Genomic DNA, 18,971 nt, shown 5'->3' on the forward strand with positions numbered 1-18,971 from the left:
ATCCATGGTTCTGAACTCGAAGGCGATGCGCCGCGCTGCAATTGCAGCCACGGCAGCGTCCATGCTGGTACTGGCAGGCTGTTCGTCCGATTCGGACAAGGACAGCGGAACCAGCACCACGGCCGCATCCGGGGGATCGTCCTCGAGCGAAGGCCGCGGACCCATCACGATCGTCGAGGGGCAGGATGCCCTGAACGAGGCGCTCGAAAACATCATCTCCGACTGGAATGCCGAGCATCCGGACGAGAAGGTCACGCTCAAGCCGCTGGCGAAGGAAGCCAACGCGCAGGTCGACGACATCACCCAGCGCATGCAGGCCAAGAGCGACGAGTACGACCTCATCGGCGTCGACGTCGTCAACACCGCTCAGTTCGCCGCAAACGGTTGGCTGCTGCCGCTCGAGGGTGACCTCGCGATCGACGAGTCCGGCCTCCTGCCGTCGACCGTCGCTTCGGGCACCTACAACGGCAAGCTCTACGCAGCGCCGAAGAACACCAACGCAGCGTTCCTGTACTACCGCAAGGACCTCGTCGAGAAGGCCCCCACCACGTGGGCCGAGCTCAAGGAAAACTGCCCGAAGGCTGTCGAAGCCGGCATCTCCTGCTACATCGGTCAGTTCAAGAACTACGAGGGCCTGACGGTCAACACCACCGAGATCACCAACGCCTTCGACGGCCCGTGGGTCGGCCCGGACGGACTCACCCCGGCCATCGACGACAAGACGAAGGCAGGCGTTCAGTCGATCGTCGACAACTTCGCCGACAACACGATCCCGCAGGAAGCGCTGACCTACTCCGAGGGCGAGTCGCAGACCGCGTTCGGCGACGGCAAGGCACTCTTCATGCGCACGTGGTCCGGCTTCTCGGTCGACGGTGAGAAGACCTCGGTTGCCGGCAAGTACGGCTACACCGTTCTTCCGGGTGTCGACGGACCGGGCGCTTCGACCGTCGGCGGCTACAACGTCGGCATCAGCGCGTACTCGGACGCACCCGCCACGGCTCGTGACTTCCTCGAGTTCATGCAGACCAAGAAGTCGCAGACGTACTTCACCGAGGTCGGCGGCGCACCCGTCCTCTCGGCTGTCTACGACGATCCGGCAGTGCTCGCTCAGTTCCCGTACTTCGCGACCCTGAAGGAAGCACTCGCCACCGCTCAGCCGCGCCCCGTCACGCCGTACTACACGCAGGTGTCGAAGTCGATCTCCGACAACACCTACGCTGCTATTCGCGGCGAGAAGACCGTCGAGCAAGCCTTGGCGGACACCAAGGCCGGCATCGAAACCGCCGGTAACTGATCTACCAGGAGCAATAAGCAATGGCAGAACCGCAGGATCCTTCCGCGGCTGTGCCTACCAACCCCACGGTCGGGGCCGGTTCAACCGGTCCCGACCGTTCGGGCGTTGGTGGGAGACACCGTGCACCGGAACCGCTAGAAGAGCCGTCGGCATCCGAGGCAGCAGGGACATCCCTGACCAAGGTTCTGCCTGACCTTGCAGCTGCTCCACCCCCGCCGACCTCGCCCCCGCCTGCGTCGGCCGACAAGCCGAAGAAGCGTCGACGAGTTCCGGTGTGGGCGTTCGTCGCACCGTCGCTGATCGTTCTCGCCGTCATCATTCTGTATCCGCTCGGACGAGCGATCTGGATGTCGATGCACAGCGACGGCAAGAAGCTCGATCCCGAGACCGGCATGTTCGTCACCGGTCAGTTCACGTGGTTCGACAACTACAAGAACTGGATCACCCAGTCCTGCAACACCGCCAACGGCTCGATTCCCTGCCCGCCCGGCACACTCGGATCGCAGTTCTGGCAGTCGATCGGAAATACGTTCGGCTTCACCGTCGTCACCGTCCTGCTCGAGACGGTGATTGGTCTGTCGATGGCGTTGATCATGGCCAAGACGTTCCGCGGACGCGGTTTGCTCCGCGCTTCCGTGCTGATTCCCTGGGCCATCCCCACCGCCGTCACCGCGAAGCTCTGGTTCTTCATCTTCGCCAACGACGGCATTGCCAACAAGATCCTCGGCACCAACATCCTGTGGACGGCGGACCCCTGGCCGGCGCGATTCGCGATCGTCGTCGCCGACGTCTGGAAGACCGCGCCGTTCATGGCGTTGCTGATCCTCGCGGGTCTTCAGATGATTCCCGCCGACGTCTACGAGGCCGCCAAGGTCGACGGTGCGACGGCGTGGCAGCGGTTCCGCATGATCACGCTTCCGCTGGTCAAGCCCGCACTCATGGTGGCGGTGCTCTTCCGCACGATGGACGCGCTGCGCATGTACGACCTGCCCGCGATCATGATGGGATCCAATCCCGCCACCTCCACCATCTCGGTTCTGGTGGTCGATCAGATGCGCGTCGGCGCCAATTCGGCGTCGGCACTGTCCACCATCACGTTCCTCATCATCTTCGCTGTGGCCTTCATCCTGGTCCGATTCCTCGGAGCCAATGCGGTCAGCACGCAGGAAAAGCAGCGGAAGGGGGAGCCGGTATGAACAAGGCACTACGCGGCAAGATCGGCACCTACATCGGCGTCGTACTGATCATCGTGTGGGGACTCGCTCCCTGCTACTGGATGATCGTGACGGCGCTGCGCGACCCGGCGGACACGTTCTCGACGTCGCTGTGGCCCACCAATCTCACGCTGTCCAACTTCACCGCGGCGCTCGATCCCGACGCGAAGGTGAACTTCACTCGTGCACTGATGAACAGCCTCATCATCGCGGGCGCGACCACGCTGATCGCCTTGGTCATCGGCGTGTTCACGGCGTACGCGCTCTCGCGTTTCGATTTCCGTGGCAAATACTTCGTCACCGGAATCATCCTCGGCGCGTCCATGTTTCCGGTTGTCGCCCTCGTGACTCCGTTGTTCCAGTTGTTCACCGACATCGGCTGGATCGGCAGCTACAAAGCGCTGATCATCCCGAACATCTCGTTCGTGCTGCCGCTGACGGTCTACACGCTGACGTCGTTCTTCTCCGAGCTTCCGTGGGAGCTCGAGGAGGCGGCGCGTATCGACGGCGCCACCCGTGGCCAGGCTTTCCGCCTGATCATGCTGCCGCTCGCCGCGCCGGCACTGTTCACCACCGCGATCCTCGCCTTCATCGCAACGGTCAACGAGTACCTGCTCTCGCTCCAACTCTCGAGTGACGAGACCGCACCCGTCACCGTGGCGATGGCCAAGTTCTCCGGAACGGACCCATTCGTCACGCCGTACACCTCGATCATGGCCGGCGGAACCCTCGTGATGGTCCCGCTGGTCATCATGGTTCTCATCTTCCAGCGACGCATCATCGCCGGTCTGACCGCAGGCGGCGTCAAGTCGTGATGCGCGCTTGCGCACGGTTTCGATGAGGCGGGCTTCGCGCGCCCAGCGTATGGAGCTGATTGCCGGCTTCATCTCGGTCTTCGCCCTCATGGCGTTGATCGGCGCTGTGGTCGCGATCGTCAAGGGAGACCCCGGCGTGATGCCGTCTTTGGTGCTGCTCGGTTGCGTCGTCGCTCTCGGGCTCGCGTTCCGCGGATATCGGAACGCGGTCCGAGCAGAACGTCGCGAGTAGCCAGCCCGGTAGGGTGACATTTCGGTATCGCAGTTGCCGGGAGTTATCTGATCGAGATATCACCCTGGTGGAATGGTGCCGGTAAGTCCGGATCCACGACCGGGAGTGTTGAGTGAGTCCATCGAACAGATCGAGTGCGACGGGTGGCGATCAGTCGTCGGCTCGATCGGGCAAGTCGGCTAATTCGCCCCGGTCGAACAAGTCGGCCAAGCCCGCGAAAAAGCAGCGCTCGAAGTGGCGGTTCGTCCGGCGGACCATCTACGTGCTCGTGCTCCTGATGGTCATCGTGCCCGCGTCGGTTTTTGCTGTCGCGTACAGCCGGACCGATGTCCCGCGCCCCTCTGACATGCAGACCAATCAGGTGTCCACCATCTACATGGCCGACGGCACGACCGTGCTCGGCAAGGTAGTGCCGGCGGAGGGAAACCGCACCGAGGTCGCGTTGTCGGCCATCCCGATTCACGTCCGCGATTCGGTGCTCTCGGCGGAGGATCGTAACTTCTACACCAACCCCGGGTTCTCGATCTCCGGATTTGCTCGCGCTGCCCGCGACAACGTGATGGGCAAGGAAAGCGCCGGCGGTGGCTCGACGATCACTCAGCAATACGTGAAGAACGTCTTGGTCGGTGACAAGCGCAGTATCGACAGGAAGCTGCGTGAGCTCGTCATCTCCGCCAAGATGGCGCGCGAATGGTCCAAGGACGACATTCTTGCCGCGTATCTCAACACCATCTACTTCGGTCGCGGTGCGTACGGCATCGCCGCCGCGTCGAACGCGTACTTCGACAAGCCGGTCAGTGAGCTGAGCGTCGAGGAAGGCGCAGTTCTCGCGTCCGTCATCCAGAGCCCGTCGTTCCTGGACCCCGAGACCAATCTGTCCGCGCTGCAAGCGCGCTGGGACTACGTTCTCAACGGCATGGTGGAACTGGGCAGCCTGACCAAGACGGATCGCGACGCGATGCAGTTCCCGGCCGTCGCCCCCGCCAATCGGCCGACCGATCTGAACCAGGCGCCAGGACCCGAAGGCCACATCAAGACCCAGGTACTCAAGGAACTGGCCGAGGCCGGTATCAGCGATCAGACGCTGAACACCGCTGGCCTGCAGATCACGACGACCATCGACCCGGTTGCGCAGGAAGCTGCGCTGAACGCCGTCAGGCGGAATCTCGAGGGCGAGCCGGAAGACCTGCGGACCGCAGTAGTGTCCATCGACCCCAAGACCGGTGGCGTCGACGCCTATTACGGCGGTGACGACGGAGCCGGCTTCGACTACGCCCAGGCGCCGCTGCAGACCGGTTCCGCGTTCAAGGTCTTCGGTCTGGTCGCAGCATTGATGGAAGACATTCCGCTGTCCGCACGGTTCGACAGTTCACCGCTCACGATCAACGGCGTGACCATCGGAAACGTCGGCGGCGAATCCTGTGGTCGATGCACCATCGCCGAGGCACTCAAGCGTTCGCTGAACACCAGCTTCTACCGGTTGATGCTCTCGATGGAGAACGGTCCCCAGAAGATCGCCGACGCCGCCCACCTGGCCGGCATCCCCGAGCACATTCCCGGACTCGACTACCCGACGCTCACACAGGAGGGTGGTCCGCCGGAGAACGGAATCGTGCTCGGCCAGTATCAGTCTCGCGTTATCGACATGGCGTCCGCTTACGCGACGCTCGCCAATTCCGGTGTGTACCAGCAGCCGCACTTCATCCAGAAGGTCGTGACGGCCGAAGGTGAAGTCCTGCTCGATCGCCCGGTCTCTCCCGGTGAGCGTCGTCTCGATGCTGCCGTTGCCGACAACGTCACGCAGGCAATGCTCCCGATCGCGTCGTACTCGAACGGTCACGCGCTTGCCGGTGGACGCCCGTCTGCTGCCAAGACCGGCACCGCGCAGTTGGGTGACACGGGGCAGAACAAGGATGCGTGGATGGTCGGTTACACGCCGTCGCTGTCCACCGCGGTGTGGATCGGAACTTCCGACGCTCAGGCCATCACCAACTCCTACGGTGGTTTGATCTACGGCTCCGGAGTGCCTGCGGACATCTGGAAGAGCACGATGGACGGCGCGCTGAAGGGATCCGACTGGGAGAGCTTCCCGTGGCCGGACCCCATCGGCGGGCAGGCCGGCGTTCCCGCGAACTCCGGTGTGACCTCGGGGGACGGGACGGGCACGCCCACGACGGGCGCGGTCGCTCCCCCGGCGCCCATCGAGGTGCCCGGCCTACCGCCGATCGAAGTGCCGCCGCTCCCCCAGTTGCCGCGTCAGATCGAGATCCTGCCGGGCATCGTCATCCCACTACCGGGCTGACAAGCAGCGCTCGATTTCCGGTTCTCAGGCCTGATCGTCGAAGAGACCGAGTTGGGTGGGCGCTGCATCCTTGGCGGGCAGTACGACGACGCGCAGTCCGCGCCTGAGGTTGCGGATCGCGTGCGTCCACGCGCGCTTCTCGCCCGCACACAGGTCGGTGTCGTCGTCCTTGCGGCGGATGGACTCGGTCAACGCCTCGTGCCAGGCAGTCTCCTGCTCCTGGCTGATCCGCAGGTAGTCGAGAATGGTGTCGCGGTCGTGCTCACAGATCACGGCAACCTCTTCGGCGCTGAGCTCGCCCGTTCCGTCTGCGTCGAGTTCGAGGAGCGCCATGAGAGCCGGCGGAAATTCGTGGCACTCGTGCGACTCGTATTCGGCACCGGGATCTTCGTGCTCGGAGGCCATGCCGTCGTTGAAGGCGGTGTCTCCGGTTGCGCGGATGGGTTGCCCGCCCAGTTCTTCGGCGAGTTCGTCGGATGCTTCGGCCAGTTCGGCGAACGAGCGCAGAGCCCGCAGCAGGTGCTCGGCGACGAAGGGTGCGCCGTCCACGCGGACCACGCCCAGCACACTCTGCTCGACGAGAATGAGCTTGATGGTCGGCCATTGCCGATTGAGCTGAGCAAGAATTACAGCAGCGTTCTCGAGGTTCTCCACCGAATGCACGACCCGCGAGAACACCTCCACGTACTCGTCGTCCTCGAGGACACGAACATAGGTGACCTGCTCACCGCGGACCAGCGGGATGTCGCCGTCGTCGTCACGCTTGGGCGGATGACCGAGAAGGCGCTCGACGGCCCCGTCGACCAGGATCCGCAGCATGTCGCCCGAACCCGAGGGAGCGTGAGACGGCGTCGTGGCGAACGCCGGCGTCGACTTGCGCCCACTGGTGCTGGCACGCAGGAACGACGGGTGCGCAATGCTCCACATTTCACGGAAGACGCGCAACACCTTTGTCACCAGCTCCTCGGGACGAGCGCGGTCGACGTCGATGTAGAAGGACATGGACCCATTGCCCTCGGGTTCGTGCTCGCACAGATCGGGAGCGTTGAACCCCATGTCGAGCAGCGTTGAATGGTCTTCCGGTTCGAGCATGCGCAGTGGATGCAGAAACCTGTTGGAAGGAACTTCACAGCGCACGGAGGTCTGGTTCCATGCGAAGAACTGGATGCACGCGGGTGCGTCGGCCAGTTCGTCCATGCTGTCGTAATGCGACTCCACCACGAGGGTGTCGTCGTCCTCCATCACGGAGATGTAGCGAGCGAGATGAGTCTCGAAAGTAGTCCAGGCACTCAGGATTTCCAGATCGAAAGTATTGTCCGACATCGTCGCTCCTCTGGTCCGGGGGCGCATGGGGCCCTACCGACGACTCGCCGAAACCCCTGCTTTTCAAACCCCGCCTACGACGTTAGTCGTGGGGTCCGACAGTGACAGTGTTCGTAGGATCCGAGTGACCGTGTTTCAGTCAGGGGATTATCTTCCGAGCCTGCAGATTGGCGAAGATGTCGAGGAACATCGCTTCGGTGTCGACGTGGCGGTGAAATCCGAACCGCCGAGCTTTCGATCCGTCAGCGAAAAAGTCGTAGTCCCATCCGAATACGAAGTCACCGAACCCCCAGGACGAGACATCGGAATACGGGGTCCGAGCAAGTTGGTGTTCCTCGACGAGTTCATCCCACACCGACTCCTTGTCCGCCATTGCGACATCGAGGGACATCGGGAGCGGAGGTGCGACGTCCATGTCGAAGAAGGCTGCGATCTTCGGCCACATCTCCTGCCAGCGGAACAGGTCGCCGTTGTTGATGTTGAACGCCTGATTTGCGCACTCGGGGTTGGTCGCGGCCCAGACCGTCGCTTCGGCCAGGAGTCCGGCGTCGGTCATCTCGATCAAGCTGGTGTACGCGCCGGGTTTGCCGGGGAATCGGAGTGGGACACCCAGTTTCTTCGAGATGGTCGCGTAGACGGCGATGACCATCGCGAGGTTCATCGGGTTACCCAGTGCGAATCCGGAGACGACCGAGGGTCTGATCGCCGACCATGTCCACGACTTGCCGAGCTGCCGACGTTCGAGGAACTGCTGTTGGTCGACGTTGAACTCGGGTGGCATGTGCGGTGGATCGCTCTCGCGGGCCGGAGTTTTGAACGGTCCGAGGTGTGCCCCGTAAACCTTGTAGCCCTGCATCAGGCTGACGTGCTCGAGTCCGCCCGCAACGGGCTCGATGGCGTCGAGAGTGTTGACCAGCATCGCCAAGTTGGGCGGAACCAGCTCGGCCCATGTCGGGCGGTCTTGATAGGCGGCGTAGAAGACGTGAGTGACGTCGCCCAGTCCGCTCAGTGCCGCTGCAGTCCGGTAAGGATCGAGCAGGTCGACTGCGATGTGTTCGACCCGGTCGGTGTCCGTACCGCCTCGCCGCGAGAGTCCGATGATCTTCCATTCTCCGGTCGACTCGAGGTGATCGATCAAGTTCCCACCGATCACGCCTCGGGCTCCGACCACGAGTGCCACTTTGTCGTGCTGCACCATTTCAGCCTCCCATTGGTATATCGCGATGTTGCGATATAGTGAGTGAACCACACATATCGGCATTTCGCGATCTAGCGGTATGCTCACGAACATGGAAGACGCAACAACCGAGTGGGAAACGGCGTTCAAGGCGCTGGCCAACCCGATGCGTGTGCAAATCCTGCAGTGGTTGAAAGACCCCGGGAGCTTTCCCCCTCAGCTCGAGCCTGCCGAGGAGGTCGGAGTGTGCCTCAAGCACATTCAAGCGAGGGCGAAGGTGTCGCAATCGACGGCGTCTCAGTACATGGCCGCACTCCAGGCCGCGGATCTGGTGACCACCACACGAATCGGTCAGTGGCGGCATTACAAACGAAACGAGCAACAGATCGAGAAGCTTGCTGCATTCATCAGGCAGGGTTTGTAGGTACCAGCACCTGACCGATCCCTCCGGGGCCGCCAACGTTGTGGCAAAACCTCACATCGCCGGCGCCGTCGGTATGTGCATTGTGGTCGTTTCTCGGGTTGCTCGTTGTCCTTACGCTCGGCAGAGGGTACTGGCAAGGAGAGGCGTGCGATGAGTCGTGAGAGCTGGGTGGGCCGTGATGCCCGATCCATCGCCGAGGCCGTGCGGTCGGGTCAGGTGTCGGCGCGGACCGTCGTCGAAGAACATCTCGCACGGGTCGACGAATGCAATGTCGAACTCAACGCACTGGTCACCGTGTGCGCCGAGGAGGCTCGCACGGCCGCGGATGCCCTGGACGAGCGACGCCTTCTCGGTGAGACACTCGGCCCCCTTGCCGGGGTTCCGTTCACGGTCAAGGACCTGATCGCCACTGCCGGCGTGCGCACCACTGCCGGTTCTCGCACTCTGGCGGACAACGTCCCGGCCGTCGACGCCCCGGCCGTCGCGGCATTCAAGGCTGCCGGTGCGATTCTGATCGGCAAGACCAACACCCCGGAATTCGGCGCGTGCGGCCTGACTCGAAACGAACTGTTCGGAACCACGGCCAGTCCGGTGCGACCGGACGGCGTCGTCCGGTCCCCCGGCGGGTCGAGTGGCGGCGAGTCCGCGTCGGTTGCTGCCGGAATGAGCGTGCTCGGACTCGGTACGGATTTTGGTGGCTCGGTGCGTTGGCCCGCCCACTGCACCGGCCTCACTTCGGTTCGCCCGACGCTCGGACGTGTCGATCCGGAAGGTCAGTATCCAGGCGTGCTTTCGGATGGACGGGTACTCGCCAACCCTGCGACGATGCACGGCACGATCCAGACCATCGGCCCATTGGCCCGCAACCTCGGTGATGCGGCGCTTGCGTTGCGCGTCCTGTCGATGCCGCATTTCTCGTGGAGCGAGCCTGATTCGGTCGACGTCGACGACCTCGACATCCGCTGGGCCACCGGCGAGGGAACGATTCCCGTCGACGAAGAAATCCGGTCAGCGGTTCGGACGGTGGCGATCAGCCTGGACGCGAGCGAGTACGACGGTCTGGCTCTGCCGCGGGCCAACGCGCTTTTCGGCGCGTTGCGATCGGTCGAGACCCACGCGGACATCCACTCTCTCGCCGCAGGTTCAGCGCACTCTTTCGACGCGGACATCACCGCCATGCTTGCGGCAGGCCATGATCGGAGTTCCGCCGAGGTGGAAGCGCTGTGGGCGGATCGCGCGGTGTTGATCAGCGAATTCCTCGGCGAGATGGGAGACGTACTGATTCTGCCGGTTGCGTCGGTGCTCGCTCCGCCGCTCGGTGTGGAGAGCTTCGAGGTGGACGGTCGCAAACTCACATGGATGGATGCGCTCGCGAGTTGCCGGGCGATCAGTGTGCTCGGCCTTCCGTCGGTCGTGGTTCCGGTAGGACTCTCCCGCAACGGTTTACCGATCGGGGTGCAGGTGGTGGCGAGACCGTTCCGCGAGCACGTTGCGCTGTCCGTGGCGGCGCGAATCACGTCGAAGGCGCAAGCTCTAGTCTGACTTCCATTTTTCGGTTTCGGCTGCGAAACGTGTTGCGTACGAGTCGGCAAGGTCGTGAAGAGTGGTGACGCAATCGCCGTAGTACGTCGGTGCATGCATGGTCGCCAGAATCCGCGGCTCGAGGTCGGCCAGGGCACGGATCGTGGGTTCGAGATCCGGGGTGAGGCAGGTGGCGTGGCCCAAGTCCTCGGCTTCCAAAGCGGGGCCGACGATTTCGTGCTCGGTGGTCGCGGGGTGGTGCCCGAACGCGGTGAACAGATCTCCGCAGAACAGCGTCGACGTCGTCTCCTCGAACATCAGGCCCGCGTCCCAACCGTGTGGGACGTGTGGGGTGTCGATGTGCCGGACTCGGCGGCTGCCGGTTTCGAGTACGTCGCCGTCCTGCAAGGGAAGTGGCGCCCGATCGGCCAGATCGTTGACCTGGACGACGCACCCCATCGCACCGTGTGCAACTTGCGCTTCGGGGGCCGCCGCAAGCCAGGAGTTCATGGACCCGCATTCGTCGGCCTCGACGTGACCGAACGTGATCCATTTCAGACGGTCGATGTCGATCAGCGTGGAGAGTGCGTCGGAAGCCGAGGTGAACAACGCTCGCTGCCCGGTGTGGAAGAGCAAGGGTTCCTCGCCGTCGACGAGAAACTGGTTCATCGTGAGGTTCGCTTCGTCCACGAAGGTCGACAGTCGGTAGATGTCCGGCGCGATTTCGGTGATCGTGGTGGTCATCGCTGTGCTCCGATCAGGGCTGTTGTACACGTCAATCTGTCTTCTCCAGCCTTCTCGCCGCCCCGCGCCTGCACAAGGCTCTGGAATAGTGGAGGACGTGTTCGTACTACTGCTGACAGGCCCGCCGGGCGCGGGGAAGAGTTCCGTGCTGACCGCGCTTCACGATCGACTCGGCGAGGCCGGGGTGAGCAACGCGATGATCGAGGTGGACGAACTCGAGCGGTGCTACCCGCCGCTGGGAACCGAGCGGGCAATCGCACACGTCGGGATGTTGTGCGCGTCGTACCGGGACGCGGGGTACGAACTCCTGTTCCTCACGGCTACCGTCGAAGACGACGACTACGGGCGCGCCCTGCTGGCCGCGACCGGCGCCGAGGGGCACCTGCTGGCGCGCCTCGAGGCCGATCCGGATACATTGCGTACCAGAATCATCGAGCGTGAACCGACCGGCTGGGCCGGGTTGGACGAGTTGGTGGAGGCGTCACAACTGCTGGCCGGTTCGATGCCGACGCTCAGTGGAGTCGACGTGGTTCTGAGCACCGAAGGCCGCGATCCCGAGAGTGTTGCCGACGATCTGGAAGCGGCTCTGCGAGAACACAGTCCGTCGCTTCTAGCCGTCGGTGTTCAGAGCGGTGACCACTGAAGCGAACATCGTCGACTTGATTGCCCCCAGTGTGCCCGCATTCTTCGGGCCGATCGGTGCAACCATTTCGATGGCCTTGGCGGTCAAAGCGTCGACGGATGCGGTGAAGTCCACCAAACCGGCTGCGAATGCGTCACTTCCGCCGTATCGCCGCCCCGTGGTCATGGCGACGATTGCCGACGCCGGGCTGAGCTTGGCCTGGATGAGAGCTGCCATTCCTTCGGTGAAGGGGATGTTGATGTCCACCTCCGGGAAGCAGTAGTAGCCGCGATCATCGCGCATGACGCGGTAATCGTGCGCGATGCCGAGCATGGCGCCGGCTCCGAAGGCGTGGCCGTTGATCGCCGCGACGGTGGGCATCGGGAACGTCAGCATCCGAGCGAACAGCGACTGCACCTGCTGCACATACCACTTCGCCTTGTCGCCGTTCGCGCCCAGCCAGTCGAGGTCGAGTCCGTTGGAGTAGAACTTGCCCGTCGCCGTGGTGACCAGGGCATGTGCGCTTTCGCTCAAAGCCTGGTCGAGTAGCTTGTCGACGGAATCGAGCCACTCCGGCGAGAATCGATTCTCGTCCTCGCCGAGATCGAGAACGGCGATCTTGTCTTCGAAGCGCAGAGTTGCGGTCATGATTGGCCTTTCCTGTTGCGTGGCTTGGGCAGTGGTGGGTCGAGATGCAGAACCGCTCGAACGGCGGCATCCAACCGCGCGCGTGCTGCGGCGTCGGGGACTCGCCAACCGTCGGCGCGTTTGGCGGGATGGATGAGCAGTCCGGTAGGCAGGCCGACAACACAGGCCTCGATTGCCTCGACGGCTCTGCCGTCCTTGCGGCCCCAGAGCGCGGTCGACAACCGGATGAACAACTCGACCAGAGACCGGTCGAGTTGTGTGAGTTGCTCGGCGATGTCGGCAGGGACGTCGGTGCCGAGCAGTTCGTCGCGCTGGATCGTCAACAGCAGCAACGCGGATTGTGGGTAGTCGAGCGCGAAGACAGCCGGAACTTCGGCGGCCGCGACGACGGCGGAAACCGCCGAAGTCGGCGACGGGTCCGCGAGAGCGTCGTCCACTCTCGATTGTTGAAGCGCGAGAAATCGTCGCGCAGCACGCAGCCACGCGCTACCGACCAGTCCACTGCGAGAGCCGAATGCGTGATAGATCGCCCCGTTGGATACACCGGTGGCGTCGGAGACTGCCCGGACCGTGACAGCGCTCGGCCCGGCAGTGGCGGCAAGTTTTTCGGCAGCGTCGAGCAGGGTGTCGAGGTCGTGGACGCGTGGCCGAGGCATGAACGCACAGTAACAGAGCGTCTGCTCTGTTACTAGTGTGCGGTCAGATCACCGAATTTGCGCGAAGATCCTCGATCTCCTCCGGGCGCAGGCCGAAGTCGGTGAGTACGTCGTCGGCGTCACCGCCGAGAGTCATGGGTGGCGCATTCCTGACGGGAAGGGTCTTGCCGTCCACCCAGAACGGTCCGCGGACAACGGGAATCGACGTTCCGTCGGCGCTCTGGGTCTGCTCGACCATCTGCAATGCCTCGACCTGCGGGTCGGAGAACACCTGATCGATCGAATGGATCGGGCCGCAGGGGATTCCGGCACCGCGGATCTCGGAGATCCATTGCGCCGCGCCCTTCGTGGTCAGTAGGTCCTCGAGTTCTTTGGTCAGTTGGTCTCGGTGCGCCAAACGTTCTTTACCCGTGGCATATTCGGTACGGAAGGCGAGCTCGGGGTCACCGAGTACCGAGCACAGTGCGATCCAGTGCTTGTCCGAGCCGGTGGCAATGTTGATCGGGAAGTCGGCAGTGTCGAAAGCGCCGTAGGGCGTGATCGTCGGGTGCGTATTGCCGTTCGGCGTCGAAACCCGCCCGGTGCTCAGGTAGTCCTGCGCCTGGAAGGTCATGATCGAGATCGCGGATTCCAGCAACGAGGTCTGCACGCGGTGCCCACGACCGTCGCGTCCGCGCGAAGCCAGTGCCGCCGTGATTCCCAGTGCCGCGTAGATGCCCGAGACCGTGTCGATGATGGGGATACCGACCCGCATCGGGGTCTGTTCCCCGGCGCCGGTGACCGACATCAGCCCGGACATTCCCTGGGCCACCTGATCGAGTCCGGGCGCGAACTGGTCCGGGCCCACCGGGCCGAAACCACTGATGCTCATCACGACGAGCCCTGGATTCTCCTGCTCGAGCGAGTCGGGATCGAGCCCCATGTCGGCCAGTACTCCCGGACGGAAGTTCTCGACCAGCACATCTGCGTCGAGGGCCAGGCTGCGAAGCAGTTTCCGCCCGCGGTCACTGCGCATGTCGATGGCGATCGACCGTTTGCCGCGGTTCACGGAAGCGAAGTAGAGGCTTCGATCGCCGTCGAACGGCGGCCACTGACGCGAACTGTCGCCGGAGCCACGGGTTTCGACCTTGACCACGTCGGCGCCGAAGTCCGAGAGCAGCGACGTGCACAGAGGGCCCGCGAGAGCGCGGGTGAGGTCGAGAACTTTGATACCGCTGAGCAATTGGTCCATGGGGGAAACCTCGGTTCTGTGGTGTGCAACGTCGCCCACTCGATCCGTCGCACCATCTGCGTGAATTGCCGCTGCAGTGATCGTCGGAGAGGGGAAGAATGAAGGTCAGGCCTGCTTTCGGCTGGGCTCGGTGACAACACTGGTCGAGAGCGCAAGGTGATGCGACGGCGACATTGCACAACTGCAGGGCCCGGATTTAGGCGCATTGTGTGACAGGCAGGATTGCGGTGGGCCGATACCGTGAACTCTCTACGGACGGCGATGCAAGCGGGAGGCGAGGCGATGCGCGACATTTCCACTCAGCTGGCGCAGTGGCACGCCCGCGGCGAGGATTTTGCACTGGCGACGGTTGTCCGTACCTGGCGATCCTCACCGCGCATGCCCGGTGCTTCTATGGCCGTCTCACGCTCCGGGGAGGTAGTCGGCAGCGTCTCGGGCGGGTGCATCGAGAGTGCGCTGTACGAGATCGCCCAGGAGGTTCTCGCCGACGGCACCAGCCGTGTCGAGGTCTTCAGCGTCTCCGACGACGACGCCATCGGAGTAGGTCTGACCTGCGGCGGAACCATCGAAGTGTTCGTCCAGGCTGTCGGAGCCGATTTCGTCGAGTTCGGTCAGGTCTGTGAACGGATCGAGGCCGATACGCCCGTCGTCGTGGTCACCGAAGTGCGTCCGGGAGCGCCGGCGCGGCACCTCGTCGTCGAGCACGGCCGACGCAGCGGGGATCTGGATGCCACGGAGGACGAGGTCTCCATCCTGTTGCGCACGATGGACACCGGTGAGTCCGTAGCCTTTGTCGCGCCGGCGGGAACTCTCATCGATTCGCAGCACGACTTGCTGGTCGAGATCTTCGCGCCGCTACCGAGGATGTACGTGTTCGGGGCCATCGACTTCGCCGCCTCGATGTGTACGTTGGGCGCCTTTGCGGGTTATCGCGTGACCGTCGTGGACGCACGGCCGGTCTTCGCGACACGGGCGCGCTTCCCCGACGCCCACGATCTGGTCGTCATGTGGCCACACAAGTTCCTCGAAACCGCACCGATCGACAACAAAACCGTCCTGGCCGTGCTCACGCACGACGAGAAGTTCGACATCCCCCTGCTCGAGATCGCGCTGCGTTCGCCGGCTGCGTACGTCGGCGCGATGGGAAGTCGTGCGACGCATGAGCGTCGGGTGGCGCTGTTGAAGGAGCGAGGCGTCACCGACGTCGAGTTGGGGCGTCTGCACTCACCGATCGGGTTGGATCTCGGCGCGAGGACACCGGAGGAGACTGCAGTGTCGATCCTCGCCGAGATGACCAAGACCCTGCGCAATGCCTCCGGTTTGGAACTGCGGGATCTGCAGGGGCCGATCCACCCGCCACCTCAGGAGAATCCGACCGCCCTGCATCGAACGGCCTGAGTCGACTGCGCTGAATTCGGACATCTTGTGTTCGGTGGGGATAGGATCGTTTCTTTCGTGAACCATCTTCCGTGATCCGAATGAAATCGAGGTGCCTGCCAAGTGGCAAACCCGGCCGTACCGGCATCCGAGGTGAATGCTGTTCTCTCCGAACTTCTTCGAACCCCGCTCCTTCCTGGTGTTCGAAAGGTCGCCGGCGGCTGCGAAGACCCGACGGTAGCCCGGGTTGGATTCATGGCGGTTCCGGACATCGGACCGTGGCTGCGGCACGGACAGTTGCTGATCACCACGCCGGAAACCCTCGCCAGGGTCACCGAAACCTTCAAAGCATTTGTCGGACGGTTGTCGACCCGAGGTGTTGCGGCACTTGCCGTCCAATTCGGCGCAGACGGGGACACTCTCGCGCCGGAACTGGTCGACGCGGCCGAAAGCGCCGGCTTCCCGCTCCTGGTTTTTCACGGTGCGTGCGATCACCCCGCGGCGAGAGACCGTGAGCAGACGGAGTCGGCCCAGATCGACGCCATGTTCGGGGCCGAGCGCTTGCGACGGCTGCTGGTCGACGTCGTGATGGGCGGCGGCGGCCTCCCGCAATTGACCGAAGTCATCGCACGGGAGATGAAGGGCGCTGCCCTGATCACCACCTCGGACGGACGCGAGATCTGCCGCGCCGGGGACGCCGCGGAGCGCAAGCATCTGTCTGCCTGTCCCGCCGTCGATTCCACCGGTCGTCTGCGGACCGACACCGTCGAGGGCGGATTGGGTCTGCACGAGTTCGACGGTCAATTCATCGCGGTGTCCGCGATTTCCGCCAATCACATCGACCACGGGCGTCTCGCGTTGTTCACCGGTGAGCGCGTGATGACGAGTTACGACCAGTACCTGGTCGAGCGGGCCGCGTCGGTGTGTGCGTTGGTCATCACCCGCGAACAAGCCGTGGCGTCGGTGGAAGAACGCCATCGCGCCAACTTCGTTCACGACCTGCTCCTCGGCCGGGCCGGGGACCACGATCACGTTGTCTCCCATGCCAAGACATTCGGTTGGGACTTCGACCGCCCGCTGGTGATCGTCTCGATCGAGCCGGACCCGATCGACGAACCGGCCTCGGCGGCGCCCGCTCGGCTGCCCGTCGTCGATCGCCAGGCGATGGCGTTCTCCGGCGCGATCGCCCACCGCGATCCCGGTGCGGCGGTGACCGCGCTGACGGGCGAGACGGTGATCGTGATGGGCGTCGGCACCGACACGATGGCATTGGTGCGGGACCTCGTCACGGTCGTTCGCGGTGAAGGTGGCGGCGGGAGAAGGCCGTTCAGTGTCGGGGTGTCCCGGCCGACAGCGGCGATCGACGCCGTTCCGGCGCTCTACAGTCAGGCGCGCACCGCACTGACCGTCGGGCGACGGATCTCCGGTCCGTGGACGGTGACTCAGTTCGACGATCTGGGCGTGTACAGACTGCTCAGTCTGGTCGAGGACGAAAACGAGCTGGAGACGTTCGCGCGGGAGACACTGCGGGAACTGACGGAGGAAACTGCCGAAGCGCAGGACATGCGCAAGACATTGGAAGTCTTGCTCGCGACCAACATCAACATCGCCGAGACAGCGCGCAAGCTCCACTTCCATTACAACACACTGCGTTACAGGGTCGTTAAGCTGGAGAAAATGCTGGGACCCTTCACGGCGCAACCCGAACTCCGGCTGGATCTGTCTCTAGCACTGAAGATAACCGCGATGCGCGGCATCAATCACTAATATTGCCAATCCGGGTCGGTGGGTTCTGGCAGATTGTCATCACGTCGATACCCCCGCGCTGTAATAGCGTTTCACTCCAGTCACGGTGTTTTGTGAGCTGGAGCACACTCAGCGTTCGGACACCTTCCTCTGCACGAAAGGTCCCATCATGCCGATTTGGACGTTGCACGGAGATGGAAAGAACATCAAACCGGGTGAAGTGGTCGCTCCCGGCGAGCGGCTCAGCTGGGGAAGAACCATCGGGCTGGGCAGCCAGCACGTGGTGTCGATGTTCGGCGCGACGTTCGTGTTCCCGATCATCATGGGACTCAATCCTCAACTTGCCGTGATGATGTCGGGCTTCTGTACGCTCTTCTTCCTGCTGGTGGTCAAGGGACGCATTCCCAGCTACCTCGGAACGTCGGCGGCCTTTGTCGGTGGTATCGCCGCCATTCGCGCCCAGGGCGGAACGTCCGCCGAGGTGACCGGCGCGATCCTGGTGTCCGGACTCGTCCTGGCGGCCATCGGTATCGCGATCCACTTCCTCGGTGGCCGGGTCGTATTCAAGGTTCTTCCCCCGGTGGTGACCGGCGCGGTGGTGATGTTGATCGGATTCAACCTGGCACCCGTCGTCGCGGGGCTGTACTGGCCGCAGGACCAGTGGGTGGCCCTGATCGTCATGGTGGCCCTGATCGTCATGAGTATCGCGCTACGCGGCTTCATGGCGCGCATCGCCATCTTCCTGGCGCTGATCTTCGGCTACGTCCTCTCCTGGATCCTCGACCGGGTCTCGGGGACGATCACCTCCTACGACGCAGGCACCGGTCAGATCACCGAGCACTTCCGCGTCAACTGGGATTCGGTGCAGTCGGCGTCGTGGTTCGGGCTTCCTCCGTTCTCGGACGAGGCCAACGGAATCGTCGGCATCCACGCTCCGTCGTTCAGCCTCACGTTCATCATCCTGGTCCTTCCGGGTGTCATCGCGTTGATCGCGGAGAACGCGGGCCACGTCAAGGCCGTGGCCGAGATGACCGGGGACGACCTCGACCCGTACATGGGACGTGCGCTCGCCGGTGACGGTTTCGCCACCGCTATCGCCAGCAGCGTCGGCGGTTCGCCCACCACGACGTACGCCGAGAACATCGGTGTCATGGCAGCGACCCGTGTGTACTCCACCGCCGCCTACGCGGTTGCCGGCATCGTCGCCATGATGCTCGGCTTCTCCCCCAAGTTCGGTGCCGTCATCTCGGCGACGCCCGGCGGTGTTCTCGGCGGAATCACCGTGGTGCTCTACGGCATGATCGGTCTGCTCGGCGCCAAGATCTGGAAGGAGAACGGCGTCGACTTCGGCAATCCGCTCAACCTGATGCCGATCGCGGCCGGTCTGATCATCGGTATCGGCGACACGGCCCTGAAGTTCAGTGACACGTTCTCGCTCAGCGGTATCGCGCTCGGCACCATCGTCGTGATCGGGATGTACCACCTGTGCCAGTTCATCGGTTCGAAGAACCCGGAGCTGAATGCGAAGAATCCGGAACCGAACAAGCCGGATTCGAAGACTCCCGGCGGCGATCGGGAGGAACCCGCCAAGCAACTCACGTGACGCTTGGCTGAGTGTGCTCGATCGACGAAGGCCGGACATCCT

At 63.6% G+C, this 18,971-nt stretch carries 17 protein-coding genes; 11 read left to right on the top strand and 6 right to left on the bottom strand.

Features of this window, described 5'->3' with window-relative positions:
- The first annotated feature begins 4 nt into the window (after window positions 1–4).
- The 5 genes from RWT78_RS05010 to RWT78_RS05030 all read left to right on the top strand — a co-directional run bounded on the left by RWT78_RS05010 (window position 5) and on the right by RWT78_RS05030 (window position 5,857).
- Window positions 5–1,294 (top strand): ABC transporter substrate-binding protein, encoded by a 1,290-nt coding sequence (locus RWT78_RS05010; protein WP_007735225.1) that lies wholly within the window; start codon window positions 5–7, stop codon window positions 1,292–1,294.
- 20 nt (window positions 1,295–1,314) lie between these two features.
- A complete protein-coding gene (locus RWT78_RS05015) occupies window positions 1,315–2,490 on the top strand; it encodes a carbohydrate ABC transporter permease (protein WP_209910596.1) in 1,176 nt (391 codons plus the stop codon).
- Window positions 2,487–3,323, top strand: coding sequence for a carbohydrate ABC transporter permease (locus RWT78_RS05020; protein ID WP_314674365.1), 837 nt, complete (start codon window positions 2,487–2,489; stop codon window positions 3,321–3,323). Before RWT78_RS05015 ends, RWT78_RS05020 begins: the two co-directional genes overlap by 4 nt.
- 22 nt (window positions 3,324–3,345) lie before the next feature.
- Window positions 3,346–3,555, top strand: a complete 210-nt coding sequence (locus RWT78_RS05025) for a hypothetical protein (RefSeq protein ID WP_019746112.1) — start codon at window positions 3,346–3,348, stop codon at window positions 3,553–3,555.
- Between the two features lie 112 nt (window positions 3,556–3,667).
- Window positions 3,668–5,857, top strand: a complete 2,190-nt coding sequence (locus RWT78_RS05030) for a transglycosylase domain-containing protein (RefSeq protein ID WP_204855178.1) — start codon at window positions 3,668–3,670, stop codon at window positions 5,855–5,857.
- 24 nt (window positions 5,858–5,881) lie between these two features.
- Here the strand turns inward: RWT78_RS05030 and RWT78_RS05035 are convergent, their stop codons facing one another.
- Window positions 5,882–7,180, bottom strand: a complete 1,299-nt coding sequence (locus tag RWT78_RS05035; RefSeq protein WP_314674368.1) for a T3SS (YopN, CesT) and YbjN peptide-binding chaperone 1 — start codon at window positions 7,178–7,180, stop codon at window positions 5,882–5,884.
- 139 nt (window positions 7,181–7,319) lie between these two features.
- Window positions 7,320–8,378: an SDR family oxidoreductase gene (locus RWT78_RS05040; RefSeq protein WP_042926153.1), complete on the bottom strand. Its 1,059-nt coding sequence runs from the start codon at window positions 8,376–8,378 to the stop codon at window positions 7,320–7,322.
- Window positions 8,379–8,469: 91 nt separating this feature from the next.
- Between RWT78_RS05040 and RWT78_RS05045 the strand changes: the two genes are divergently transcribed.
- Together RWT78_RS05045 and RWT78_RS05050 are read left to right on the top strand one after the other, a co-directional pair.
- The gene (locus RWT78_RS05045; protein ID WP_007735219.1) at window positions 8,470–8,781 is read left to right on the top strand and encodes a helix-turn-helix transcriptional regulator; all 312 of its coding nucleotides are present in this window, start codon (window positions 8,470–8,472) and stop codon (window positions 8,779–8,781) included.
- A gap of 150 nt (window positions 8,782–8,931) precedes the next feature.
- Window positions 8,932–10,323 (top strand): amidase, encoded by a 1,392-nt coding sequence (locus RWT78_RS05050; protein ID WP_312638173.1) that lies wholly within the window; start codon window positions 8,932–8,934, stop codon window positions 10,321–10,323.
- Here RWT78_RS05050 and RWT78_RS05055 read toward each other — a convergent pair.
- Window positions 10,315–11,046: an MBL fold metallo-hydrolase gene (locus RWT78_RS05055; RefSeq protein ID WP_314674377.1), complete on the bottom strand. Its 732-nt coding sequence runs from the start codon at window positions 11,044–11,046 to the stop codon at window positions 10,315–10,317. The genes RWT78_RS05050 and RWT78_RS05055 overlap by 9 nt on opposite strands.
- A gap of 97 nt (window positions 11,047–11,143) precedes the next feature.
- Between RWT78_RS05055 and RWT78_RS05060 the strand changes: the two genes are divergently transcribed.
- The gene (locus tag RWT78_RS05060) at window positions 11,144–11,689 is read left to right on the top strand and encodes a hypothetical protein (protein ID WP_254593812.1); all 546 of its coding nucleotides are present in this window, start codon (window positions 11,144–11,146) and stop codon (window positions 11,687–11,689) included.
- Here RWT78_RS05060 and RWT78_RS05065 read toward each other — a convergent pair.
- Genes RWT78_RS05065 through RWT78_RS05075 form a run of 3 tightly spaced genes read right to left on the bottom strand, consistent with a single transcriptional unit; the run spans window position 11,657 to window position 14,203 of the window.
- Window positions 11,657–12,316: an enoyl-CoA hydratase-related protein gene (locus tag RWT78_RS05065; protein ID WP_007735215.1), complete on the bottom strand. Its 660-nt coding sequence runs from the start codon at window positions 12,314–12,316 to the stop codon at window positions 11,657–11,659. The genes RWT78_RS05060 and RWT78_RS05065 overlap by 33 nt on opposite strands.
- Complete coding sequence (locus tag RWT78_RS05070) at window positions 12,313–12,972, bottom strand: TetR/AcrR family transcriptional regulator (protein ID WP_003946066.1); 660 nt, start codon at window positions 12,970–12,972, stop codon at window positions 12,313–12,315. The genes RWT78_RS05065 and RWT78_RS05070 overlap by 4 nt, the downstream gene beginning before the upstream one ends.
- A 43-nt stretch (window positions 12,973–13,015) precedes the next feature.
- Window positions 13,016–14,203, bottom strand: a complete 1,188-nt coding sequence (locus RWT78_RS05075; RefSeq protein ID WP_003946016.1) for a CaiB/BaiF CoA-transferase family protein — start codon at window positions 14,201–14,203, stop codon at window positions 13,016–13,018.
- 282 nt (window positions 14,204–14,485) lie between these two features.
- Between RWT78_RS05075 and RWT78_RS05080 the strand changes: the two genes are divergently transcribed.
- From RWT78_RS05080 to RWT78_RS05090, 3 genes are all read left to right on the top strand, one after another.
- On the top strand, window positions 14,486–15,601 hold the full coding sequence (locus RWT78_RS05080) for an XdhC family protein (RefSeq protein ID WP_054187262.1): 1,116 nt from the start codon (window positions 14,486–14,488) through the stop codon (window positions 15,599–15,601).
- A 102-nt stretch (window positions 15,602–15,703) separates the two neighbouring features.
- Complete coding sequence (locus tag RWT78_RS05085) at window positions 15,704–17,347, top strand: PucR family transcriptional regulator (protein WP_003945987.1); 1,644 nt, start codon at window positions 15,704–15,706, stop codon at window positions 17,345–17,347.
- A 148-nt stretch (window positions 17,348–17,495) separates the two neighbouring features.
- A complete protein-coding gene (locus tag RWT78_RS05090; protein WP_003946008.1) occupies window positions 17,496–18,929 on the top strand; it encodes a uracil-xanthine permease family protein in 1,434 nt (477 codons plus the stop codon).
- Window positions 18,930–18,971 lie beyond the last annotated feature (42 nt).

It is taken from the genome of uncultured Rhodococcus sp. (genome assembly GCF_963525155.1).
Taxonomy (GTDB): domain Bacteria; phylum Actinomycetota; class Actinomycetes; order Mycobacteriales; family Mycobacteriaceae; genus Rhodococcus_F; species Rhodococcus_F qingshengii.